This is a genomic window from Maribacter sp., from assembly GCF_049667165.1.
GTDB lineage: Bacteria > Bacteroidota > Bacteroidia > Flavobacteriales > Flavobacteriaceae > Maribacter_A.
The window spans coordinates 1-10,614 of sequence record NZ_JBATHS010000135.1; the positions used below are offsets into that span (position 1 = coordinate 1).

14 protein-coding genes and 1 pseudogene are annotated in these 10,614 nt (G+C 43.6%); 5 read left to right on the forward strand and 10 right to left on the reverse strand.

What is annotated here, in order from left to right; all coding sequences use genetic code 11:
- Positions 1-200 precede the first annotated feature (200 nt).
- A pseudogene (locus WBM98_RS07060) lies at positions 201-356 on the forward strand (thiamine-phosphate kinase); the annotation flags it as partial.
- Here WBM98_RS07060 and WBM98_RS07065 read toward each other — a convergent pair.
- Complete coding sequence (locus WBM98_RS07065; RefSeq protein WP_424365318.1) at positions 357-575, reverse strand: hypothetical protein; 219 nt, start codon at positions 573-575, stop codon at positions 357-359. It abuts the pseudogene before it with no gap.
- A gap of 261 nt (positions 576-836) precedes the next feature.
- On the opposite strand from WBM98_RS07065, the gene brnQ reads away from it, so the two are divergent.
- Positions 837-2,126, forward strand: a complete 1,290-nt coding sequence (brnQ, locus tag WBM98_RS07070) for a branched-chain amino acid transport system II carrier protein (protein WP_424365319.1) — start codon at positions 837-839, stop codon at positions 2,124-2,126.
- A gap of 131 nt (positions 2,127-2,257) precedes the next feature.
- Here the strand turns inward: brnQ and WBM98_RS07075 are convergent, their stop codons facing one another.
- A complete protein-coding gene (locus tag WBM98_RS07075) occupies positions 2,258-3,133 on the reverse strand; it encodes a hypothetical protein (protein WP_424365320.1) in 876 nt (291 codons plus the stop codon).
- A 201-nt stretch (positions 3,134-3,334) separates the two neighbouring features.
- Here WBM98_RS07075 and WBM98_RS07080 point away from each other — a divergent pair, with 201 nt between their 5' ends.
- The gene (locus WBM98_RS07080; protein WP_424365321.1) at positions 3,335-3,649 is read left to right on the forward strand and encodes a branched-chain amino acid transport system II carrier protein; all 315 of its coding nucleotides are present in this window, start codon (positions 3,335-3,337) and stop codon (positions 3,647-3,649) included.
- A 157-nt stretch (positions 3,650-3,806) separates the two neighbouring features.
- Here the strand turns inward: WBM98_RS07080 and WBM98_RS07085 are convergent, their stop codons facing one another.
- The 6 genes from WBM98_RS07085 to WBM98_RS07110 form a co-directional block, all read right to left on the reverse strand.
- Positions 3,807-4,523, reverse strand: coding sequence for a 3-keto-disaccharide hydrolase (locus WBM98_RS07085; protein ID WP_424365322.1), 717 nt, complete (start codon positions 4,521-4,523; stop codon positions 3,807-3,809).
- A 79-nt stretch (positions 4,524-4,602) separates the two neighbouring features.
- Positions 4,603-6,021: an amidohydrolase family protein gene (locus WBM98_RS07090; RefSeq protein ID WP_424365323.1), complete on the reverse strand. Its 1,419-nt coding sequence runs from the start codon at positions 6,019-6,021 to the stop codon at positions 4,603-4,605.
- Positions 6,022-6,144: 123 nt separating this feature from the next.
- The gene (locus tag WBM98_RS07095) at positions 6,145-6,495 is read right to left on the reverse strand and encodes a bleomycin resistance protein (protein WP_424365324.1); all 351 of its coding nucleotides are present in this window, start codon (positions 6,493-6,495) and stop codon (positions 6,145-6,147) included.
- Between the two features lie 239 nt (positions 6,496-6,734).
- The gene (locus WBM98_RS07100; protein ID WP_424365325.1) at positions 6,735-7,127 is read right to left on the reverse strand and encodes a hypothetical protein; all 393 of its coding nucleotides are present in this window, start codon (positions 7,125-7,127) and stop codon (positions 6,735-6,737) included.
- Between the two features lie 54 nt (positions 7,128-7,181).
- On the reverse strand, positions 7,182-7,370 hold the full coding sequence (locus tag WBM98_RS07105) for a hypothetical protein (RefSeq protein ID WP_424365326.1): 189 nt from the start codon (positions 7,368-7,370) through the stop codon (positions 7,182-7,184).
- Positions 7,371-7,399: 29 nt separating this feature from the next.
- A complete protein-coding gene (locus WBM98_RS07110; protein WP_424365327.1) occupies positions 7,400-7,588 on the reverse strand; it encodes a hypothetical protein in 189 nt (62 codons plus the stop codon).
- Between the two features lie 219 nt (positions 7,589-7,807).
- Between WBM98_RS07110 and WBM98_RS07115 the strand changes: the two genes are divergently transcribed.
- Together WBM98_RS07115 and WBM98_RS07120 are read left to right on the forward strand one after the other, a co-directional pair.
- Entirely contained in the window at positions 7,808-8,527 is a 720-nt protein-coding gene (locus WBM98_RS07115) for a hypothetical protein (protein ID WP_424365328.1), read from the forward strand.
- A 188-nt stretch (positions 8,528-8,715) separates the two neighbouring features.
- On the forward strand, positions 8,716-8,901 hold the full coding sequence (locus WBM98_RS07120; RefSeq protein WP_424365329.1) for a hypothetical protein: 186 nt from the start codon (positions 8,716-8,718) through the stop codon (positions 8,899-8,901).
- Between the two features lie 314 nt (positions 8,902-9,215).
- Here the strand turns inward: WBM98_RS07120 and WBM98_RS07125 are convergent, their stop codons facing one another.
- Positions 9,216-9,782: a 2'-5' RNA ligase family protein gene (locus tag WBM98_RS07125; protein WP_424365330.1), complete on the reverse strand. Its 567-nt coding sequence runs from the start codon at positions 9,780-9,782 to the stop codon at positions 9,216-9,218.
- Positions 9,783-9,951: 169 nt separating this feature from the next.
- A partial coding sequence (locus WBM98_RS07130; RefSeq protein WP_424365331.1) for a helix-turn-helix domain-containing protein occupies positions 9,952-10,614 on the reverse strand: 663 nt, incomplete at its 5' end.

Below are 10,614 nucleotides of genomic sequence, written 5' to 3' on the forward strand. Positions count from 1 at the left end.
GTACGGACATAGTGCCATTGAATAAAAGACCCCGACGCTTTAGGTCGGGGTTAGTTCGACCGACCGTTCTGCCAGCGCATTGCATGCTCGGCAAATCAGGGTACGGACATAGTGCCATTGAATAAAAGACCCCGACGCTTTAGGTCGGGGTTAGTTCGACCGACCGATTTGCCAGCGCATTGCATGCTCGGCAAATCAGGGTCTCACTAAAAAAATTCCCGAAAATAAAGGGCAATCCCAACGTGACAGTCGTGGGGCACATGACTGTTGAGAACGAAGGCGCACACTTAATTTCCAGGAATAATTCTAAAATTCCATTGACCGCTCAGGGTTGGAATTCATTTGCCAAAACATAATTAGGCCGCGTGATCCGCTGTCCTATGTCTTCTTTGGTATAGATTTTCTAAGGTTTTATTGATATCCTGCATTTCTGGGGTCAACATTGACAGATTGCCACTGGCATCGGTGGTCACTTCATTGCCACAATGAATGCATTTGTATTCCTTGATGTGGTGGGTCACTTTTTTGGAGATGGAGTAGTGATGTCCAAAAATTTGGCAGATTACTTTTTTCATGATGTAGGTTTTTAAAGCGCGCAGTTGTTGGGATTTGGGGGCCAAACAAGTGCATGGTATTCAGGGTTCGGGTTTCTAAAAGTGAATTTTCAAACACTTTATTACCTAACGGGGCAATACTGCTTTTTATTGGCACTGGAATCATTTTTGACCCAAAAATTCGTTCAACTGCATTAAATTCGTTGAAAGGCACTTTTTGATCGATGAAAAGTCGTGTTCCTAAACAGTAATTTTAGATTATCTTTCACTCCATTTAACGCTATGCAGAAAGCCAAGGAAACCCTGGTCATCGCCTTTGCCCTCTTCTCGCTTTTTTTTGGGGCGGGGAATTTGATCCTACCCCCGCAACTCGGGTTCAAGGCCGGTGATTTTTGGTGGTTGGTCACCTTGGGATTTTGCCTGTCGGCCGTATTGGTGCCCCTTTTGGGGATTCTGGCCCACGCGAAATTACAGGGGACCATTTTCGATTTCGGAAAGAAGGTCTCCCCCGCCTTTGCCTTGGGGTATGCCTTTATCATCTATGCCATCTCGATCGCACTCCCCTCCCCACGTACCGCATCGGTCACCCACGAGATTGCCGTGCAGCCTTTTTTCGACACCCCCTATATCCTGACCAGCATGGTCTATTTTGGCCTTGTCTTTGTCTTTGTCATGAACCGTTCGAAGATCTTGGACATCATCGGAAAATTATTGACCCCGGCCATTATCCTGATCTTGGTCTTGATCATGGGTATTGCCACCTTCGCCTATCCCTTCGATTTCGGGGAGACGGTATTTGCACATCCTTTTACCGATGGTATTTTGGAGGGCTACCAGACCTTTGATGCCATTGGCGCCATCGTCGTAGGCGGGGTCATTATCATCTCGATCAACCTAAAGAACAAAACCGCCCCCTATGCCGAGAAAAAACGCCTGATCCGAAATGCTGGGATGTTGGCTGGCCTCGGACTCTTGCTTATCTATGCCGGACTCATTTTTACCGGGGCCCTGATGCACAACACCTTCGATGCCGATATTTCGCGTACCGCCCTCTTGAATGGTATCAGTATAAACACCCTGGGCAATACGGCCAACCTGTTCTTAAGCGTGCTGGTGAGTCTGGCCTGCTTTACCACGGCCGTGGGTATCGTAACCGGTACGGCCGATTTTATGAAGTACCGCTTCGGCGACTCCCAACAGGCTTATACGCTTACCGCGATCATCGGCTGTGTTCTCGGGGTCGTGATGGGGCAGTTCAATGTCGGGGTTATCATTGCCGTTGCCGTGCCCGCCTTGACCTTGGTGTACCCGGTGACCATTGTCTTGATCTTTTTGAATGTCTTGCCCGAACGCTATAGCTCCCCCACCGTTTTTAAATGGGTCGTGGCCACCACCTTGGTGTTCAGCCTGCCCGAATTCATACATTATGCACTCGGCCCATGGGATATTGGCCTGGGCGGGGTGCGGAGACTATTTTCTTGGGTGCCTTTAAGCACGTTTAATTTGGGGTGGGTGTTGCCAGCTCTTGTCGTTTTTATTAGTGCCAATATTCACAAACAAATAAGATCATGATCGATCTAAAAAAGGGAGTACTTTGTTGCTTGATAAGCATACTTGGAAATTTCAAGTAAATAATCAACTCCAATCTATACATGATCAACTTCAGTCAGTATACATATTACAGTGTTGCTTTTATAAAAAAATCAGTCCGAGCATTGTTTACAAGGAGCGCAATATACAGCGGCTTCATTGTATAAACTCTTTCGGTACGCTTCAATTTCGTCCAAAAAGATTTTGGTGTTTTGCGCATAATTAATGCGGTTTCTTAAATCTTTTAAATACGTTGAACTCATGCAATTGGAAGCTTCTATATGTGATATTGCATAATCTATAGCTTGAAGCATCCAAGTGTAACCATAACCTTCATAAGCCCCCATTGATAAACCATTAACCGATTGACCCAAACCTAAAAAAGCTAAACAATCAACTTTTTTAGGATTTGGATTTGGTATTGGGTCGCTATAACTACCGTCATCATATCGAAATACGTAGTAAACCTTATGGTTTCCAAGAATCAGATAAAATGCGGTATACTTTACATTTTTTTTGGTTTTGACTTTTACCGTAAAAGAAGCTGTACTATACCCATTGTTCCAATCATCACTATTGATGGATTGGGTGTTTGATGCTACTACTTCCATATTACCGTTATACGTATAATCGAATCCTGGTATACTTGTAATATTTCCTGAGCTACCAGCTACAGCAATAGCTCCTCTTCTGAAACCACATGAAGAGCTACAACCATCACATTTTGTATAAACAACAAATTCTTCCCCATCTTTAAGGGTTGTAATATCTTTTGAAAAAGACCATTTTATATGAAAATCACCTGCACAATCATTACTATATATTCTGTCTGAAACGATAGTACCTCCATAGGTATCGACTTGGGCACGAGTAGTGGCGTTTATTCCATTTGAACCCTCATAAAAAGAGTCAACTAAGCTATAATATTGGGCATTTGCTCCTAATGCGATGGAGATTAGCAAAACGAAAATGTAAAATTGTTTTTTCATGGGATAGTATTTTAAATTAATCTTTGTATCCTAATTTGTCATAAAAATCACTAGAGGACTGCGTTTGATTCTAAGATGACCTGAACGCCATGCAAAAATTAAAATATTATAAAATAATGTTAAATGATTTTGGTCAGTTCAATGAATAATCGAACGAACAGTTCATCTGCATTTTGAAGCTAAAATGATTTTCTTTTTAGTTTGGATTCGTTTTTGTGCTATGCCGGACTCATTTTTACCGGAGCCCTCGTGCATAACGAATTTTATGCGCATATTTCAACTACCGCATTACCGAATGGTATTGGTAGTAAGACTTTAGGGAATACATCCCATCTGTTAGTAAACCCATTGGTGGGTTCGGCCTGTTTTACAACCGCTATGGGCATTGTTTCCGGTACTGTCGATTTCATGAAGTGTACGTGCCCTGCTTCACAAAAGGCATATACGATCACGGCAATTTTTGGTTGTGGAGAGGCTAGTGCTTCGGGTAACGAGTTAATCCCAATAGGTGCTTAAGATATGGCGTGGATGTTGCTGGCAGCAGTAGTTTTTCTTCTGGAAAATGTCATTCCTCGTCGTTCGTACCTCACTCCGTCGGAATGACATCCAAACTACGTACGGTCTTCACCACTACACCTGCCGACCGCAGGCAGGTTCGTGCCAGCATCCCACCTTATTGCGCTTGGTCTTCCGTAGGTAAGATCCGTAATTTAATATTCCGAAAGGCGACCTTGCCCCCATACTCCTGAAGCGTTATATGCCCCGTTCTCGCAGTGCCAAAATCGGGCCATTTGGCAAAATTGGAGGCTGCGATCATGGTCTCCCATTCGGGGCCATGTACCGGAAAACGCAACACCTCAACGTCGTTGAAAACCACATACCCGATATTCTCGACATGATCGATATGAAGGAGGTAGTGGTTCCATTCCCCAGCGGGTTTACTAACGATAGCGGAAGGGGGCAGTAACCCATACAAGGATCCCGCACGGTTGATATCGCCACGTTCCTCGACATAGTCTTTCCAACCATCATCGAGTATTTGGATCTCAGGACCTGTTTCATAGGGATGCGTATATTTTGCTTCCTCGACCACGCCCCAAAAGAGCCCTGAATTCCCATGGGGACCAATGTTCCACTCCAACGAAAGCTCAAAATTCGTAAAGGCATCATCAGTGACGAGATTGGAGCTTGCACCCCCTTCACGGCGTTGAAAGTCATAGACCAATGTTCCCTCTTCAACATACCACCCATCGATTAGGGCGTCTGCCCCATAGGCATGCCAACCGTCGAGGTTTTTCCCATTGAACAGATTGATCCAATGCTCATCCGATCCATTACAACTTAGGAATAACAACGAAAAACACAAGAGAAATACGTTATACACTTTCATAAAAACGAAATTAAAATGATTTATATCAAATGAGGAGTGAAGATAACCGATTTTTGGGTAACCCCCTTATTGGGGTTTTTCATTCGTTAAAGTTATTCCTTACGTTAAGGGCCACGTTCCTCAGTATCGAATCAAGCGCTGCTTTGTTCAGGTAACGCCCATTCACCACCACGGCATTGATTTTTCGGGTATTCCGTATATCGAGCAACGGATTCGCATCGAGGACGACGATATCGGCCAGTTTCCCTTTCGAAATAGTGCCGAGGGAGTCGGTTGCCTCTAAAAAGATAGCCGGATTAAGGGTGGCCGTTTTTAGGACTTCGGGGGCACTTAACCCCGCTTGTGCCATAAGATCCAACTCCTCGTGCAAGCTTGAGCCCCAAAAAATACCCGATTCCCCAGCATCCGATCCCGCCAAAAGGGGAACCCCTTTTTGATGCATGGCCCGTATGATCTCAAAACGTCGCTTTCGCATCCTCATTTGCTTGGTTTCATCCCAGGACCCAAAAACAAAATCAAATTCATCGTTCCATTTTTGCCATAATTCTTGTTCCGATTTCGGAATATAAGCAAGGCGCTTATCGGTTTTCCAGTCAAAATAGTAGGGATATCTGCTTTCTGAAACCAATAGTGTAGGGGTAAACCAAGTTTTATGTTTTACAAATTCGTCAAATAAGCGGTCGCATTTACCGGCATCATAGGTGGCCTCCATTTCCAGAATGAGCTTTCCTAGATCATAGGTTTCCTTTTCAACCGCGGCCGCCCATTTTTTGCGCAATTCGTCTTCCAAGGTCGTGCATTCATCCATGATATTCCCTTCACAACAATGCTCTATGCTTTTTTGGCCGGCCTTTGCCGCTTCTGACGCTTTAATGGTATAGGTGACATGACCGGCAAAAACAAGGTGTTGTTTGTTGGCTTCCTCAGCCACCGCAAAATAAACATCACGGGGCAGCTCCTCATACACTTTGATAAAATCGACGCCGCGCTCCTTTAAAAAACGTACATGGGCCCGCCCATGTTCTGGCGTACCAGGACTCAGGACCGTTGAGGAATCGTTTCGGGGACCGTTGACCATCTGGCTCCCCAAAATGGAACGCGGGCCCAACAAACGCCCTTCGGCAATAACTGTCTGCCATTGTTTTGCCGTGTTTATGGATACATCGTTATATTTTGCACACGGGTACTCTTCATCATAACAATCGGCCTTCATATTTCGAATACCGGTAACCCCATGGGCGATTAAAAGAGGAAAGAGGATTGTACGGGTAATGGTATCCGAGGAGGAATGCACGTGCATATCCCAAAGGCCGGGAATTACGAATTTACCCCGCCCATCAATGGTAGTGATTTCCTTCGGGATATCGATTGCCGCCATTTTACCTACGTCAAGAATATGGTTATCTTGAATTACCAAAGTCATTTCGGTATCGGCATGTCCTTGTGCCACATCAATGATGTTCGTGTTGGTGATGGCATAGCAAGTATCGCACGACATAAATTCTGCTTGTTTACACCCTGCGAAAAGAAGGACTGACAACAGCAACAGCAACCGATTTGAAGTTTCTTTTTGTCTAAATCCCATGGTTTATGAAATTACCCCCTTGAAGATAGCAAAAATTCAGATGGCCTCCCCAAAGGTCAACAAGTTGTTGTCTGGGTCGAGGAGTGAAAATTCCTGTTGCCCCCAAGGTTTTGTTTCCAAGGGCCCATTGGGGTGTATCGGGATCTTCCGTTCCAAAAACTCTTGGTAGAGTTCGGCGATGTTATTGGTGCGAATATACACCTGTCCGTAGTTCTTTTTGGGGTTCAGCCCCTTAAACTCGAAAAAATGGATTTCGATGCCCTCTTTTTTGACCATGAGATAATCGCCATAGTCCCCGAGCACTATAAAACCCAATTGGTTTACATAATAGTCTTTCGTGGCCCCTTTGTTGCGCATGGGTAATTTTGGATGTATGGCCGTCAGCATGGAGGTGTGTTTTGTTTGATTTTGTTTTCTTTGGGATACGCTCTTTGCAGATCCCCAACTTTTGAATATAGGTAATATTCAGTTACAATCGAATCTCTGGATATTATCTTGGAACTTTGGTTTTGGGCTTGCGAGTCTGCTTAGGAAAAAGGTGAAAAGTTAAGGGTACGTTTACTAACCTTGTTGATGGTTTTTCAATAATCTCTATGAAGATGAAAAGATATGGGGTAAGCGGATTTTCAGAAATACTGTTTCAATGCAATACTGCTTTTCTCGAATGCCACTTTATCAAAAATTCTAAATAGACAGAGTGTCAAAAAACCACTAAACAGCAAAGCTATGACATCCTTGATATCAAAAACCCCGAAAATTGGGATAAAATAACTGGCTATTTCAACAAAGACATACGTACCGGTAATTATTAAAATATCTAAAAACTTGTTCTTGGAAAATTTAAATGCCCCTGTCCAGGAAAGTAAGGCCATTAGGGTCACAGCGAATAGGTTATACCCAACATCGGCCAATCCAAAATCAGCTATATGGTTTTCATAACTATAGCTTCTATAATCGTTATGGAGCAAATAACTGATAACCATGAACGGAACAAGAAATAGGACTGCTTTCTTTTTCATTTTGCATTACAAAAATTAAGGGATGCCTTAAAAAAGCATCCCTTTAGTAACCTATTACATAAACCCTGAGATAGAGGGGTCATTGGCACTGTTGATAAATGTCCATCTGGCGCCATCCTGGAGTGCGGCTCCCAACCACCCTATAGCGCGTGCTATGGATTCGGTAAGCTCATTTCCCCCGTTCAACTCGTTCAACTCCAACATGCTTAATTCTTCTAAGTTATTGTATTTTAAATCTTTCATAATTCTGGTTTTTAGTATTGTATCAATTATTATTGTAAATTGCTTTTATAGCTGTTATACCCTTCTGCAACGGCATTGTTGTGTGCCGTAGGGTTAGCTGCCCACTCATAGGCTACATAGGCTATGGCACTGACAACATAATTCCAAAAACCCCCTTCGATTTCTGTAATTTCTTGAGCACTTAATTCCCGTACTTCAAATTTTTCTAAGTTTTTCATTTTTTTCTTTTAAGGTTTGATATTTTATCATCAAATAGTTAATGATTGCGCAATCTTCTTATTTGATACCGCTAAAGTAGAAGTACACAGTCTCATTTTTTGAGACCCCAAAAAAATTTATATTGAATTACCGCTCTTCTTGAAGTAAAAAAACAGACGTTCCTATTGCAGTATTGGGGTTTTAATGGTACTTTTTAAAAGATATTCTAAAAACGTACTATGGAACAGAAACCAAAACCCAACACCCCGGTCAAAAAAGCCCCTGCAACGACCGCAGCAAAAACAACAACGAAAGCCCCAGCACGGAAAGCCCCGGTACGGAAAACGGCGACCACGGCGGCAAAACCCAAGGCCCCTGTAAAAAGGGCCCCGGCGAAAACGACGCCAAAGACCGCAACCAAGACCCCAACAAAAACCGCAGCGAAAGCCCCGGTACGAAAGACGGCGACCGCGCGGGCAACTCCTAAAACCCCTGTAAAAAGGACTCCGGCCAAAACCACGGCAACCGCTACCGCAACAAGGACGCGTAAAGCCCCGGTACGTCGGACCCCTGCCAAAAGCGCGGCAGCGAAACCCACCCCAAAAAAGGCAACCGTAGCCGCAGCACCCGTGGCACCCAAACCGGAAAAAGCCTCCAAAACCGCTAAAGCCAGCAAGCTAAAGGCAGCTGGTACCGCCGTTGAAAAGGCCGTCAAAAAAACGAAGGACAAAGCAATTAAAAAGGCCGAAAAAAAAATCAAGGTACTAAAAAAGAAGCTGAAGAAAACGGCCAAAAAAACCGACAAAAAAGTGGAATCGCTTAAGAAAAAATTGAAAAAAGCGAAAAAGAAAGCGGTCAAGAATAAGGAAGTCAAAAAACTGAAAAGCAACCTAAGCACATTGGGGGAAAAGGCAAAGACCAAAAAAGCAAAAGGAAAGAAGAAGAAGAAGAAGAAATAAACCTAAAAAGCAACGCCCCGGAAGCTAGGCCTCAGCCTTAGGTTATAGTGTTCGGGCCTATATGTTCAAGGCACCTATTTGATACCCAGACCAAGCAATGGTCACTCGAATGGTGCCTTTTTTTGGTGCAAAATTTTCCGGTTATTGAAAAAATGACTACTATTAGTATATAACTAAACCAAAGCCTTATGGATTATAAAAACTCGATCATCCGACTTGTAATTAGCTTGCTTTTATCCCCTATTATCGTGTACATCGTCTTACTGATGGCCAAAATGGCGGGATCTACCTATGAAATGACCCATGGGGAAACCTTTATTATCTGGCTATTGATGGCCATTGTGATCAACCTTTCGATGACCAAAAAGGCCTAGGGCAGCGCCGGTTAGGAATGCAGAATTATGAATTCAGAATTATGAATTGGGAATTTCGTCTAGTCTCTAGTTTATGGTTTCTAGTTTCTAGTTTCTAGTTCGAAGTAAAAAGTTCAAAATCCCAAAAGTTCGTTGTTGGGCAATTGAGTTTTAATGGTTATAATAGACAATTCTGCATTCTGAATTCTGCATTCTGAATTTCATCCAGCGTCTAGTATCTAACATCTCATAGCTAGCGATTAGTGTACCGCAAATAGCCAAGACCCAAAACCTAAAAGCCATGAGCGTCTAGCGAAAAGCGTCTGGCGTTTAGCTCACGATTTAAATAAAAATTCCCGGTAAATTTCCCAGAACTTCCCGTTATGTTTTAAAAGGAAGAGGCTTTGGGCTAAGAAAGAGGCTTCGAATTCCCTTTTTTCAAACTCGCCCCAGGCTTTACCAAAGGCCTCAACACTCAAATCCCTTGTGGCAATAGTCATATGGGGGTGGATATTTTGGGTTAGCTCATTTTCTTTAAACTCCATTTTGTCCGTCAAAACTTGTCTAAGTTGGGTGTGTACGGAAATTATTGGCTTATGGTCCAAAACTTTTACAAAAATGACCTTGGGCGAAAAACAGTCAAACCCGGCTAACCTGACCAAAAACTTATTTTGAACCATAGCAAATTCTTGTAAGGTATCAATGAGGTAAGGCTCATCTTGCGTACTTCTTTTAAAAGGCATTTGTAGGGTAATATGCGCTGGTGACCGTAAGGCTTTCGACGCATTAAACCGCTCTTTTAATTCCTTCTTCAACGCTTTTACCTGCTCCCTAAGTGCTAGGTGCGGGATGAGTGCAATAAAGTATAGATTTATGTGATGGTCTGAAACATGATTCCCCATAGCAATGAAATAAAGTAGAGAGCGTTAATTCGAATTTCGGTAACGGTTGGCAGTTAAGAGTTATGAATTATGAAGTATTGAGTATTGAGTATTGAGTATTGAGTATTGAGCATAAAGAACCAAGAGCCAACAGCCAAGACCTAAAAGCGCACAGCGCTTAGCGTCCCCCCTACACCTGCAGGTTCAATTGGGCATATTTCGATGGGAGCATACCATAGGTATTCACAAAGCATTTGGTAAAGTAAGTAGCGCTGTTGAAGCCCGTTTCATGGGCCACTTGGCCGATAGTTCCAAATTGCCGGTGCAAGAGGTGCAACGCCTTGTGCAAACGGTATTCCCGCATAAAGGCCGTGGGCGATTTGCCCGTCAGTTTTTTAAGGTGGCGGTACAGTTGCGTCCTACCGAAACCCAATTCGGCACAGAGTGCTTTATGGGTAAAGCGGGAGTCGTTCCAGTGGGTTTGGGAGAAGGCCATGACTTGGGCCAAAATTTCTTCTTCCTTGGGCTTTAGCGTACGGATCTGGTCCGGGTCGATCTTGGCGTGATTGTTCTCCTGTTCGTACCCTTTTTTAACGCTTGTGGTGATCACGATGGGCCTAGGTACCACTTCACACAATTGGGTAGCCTGGCCAGTGCTTTCGGTACTGATGCCAATGCCCAGGTGTTGGTGGTTACTATCGACCCGTTGTCCAATATATTTAAAGTTGTATTTAATTTTAAGGGCGCATAAAACGGCATTGGTACAGGTGGTAAAAAAGACCACGTACATATGGTTATTGTGCTTGGCGATATGGCCACCAAAGTGCTGGATCGTCTTGGTGATACTCCGATG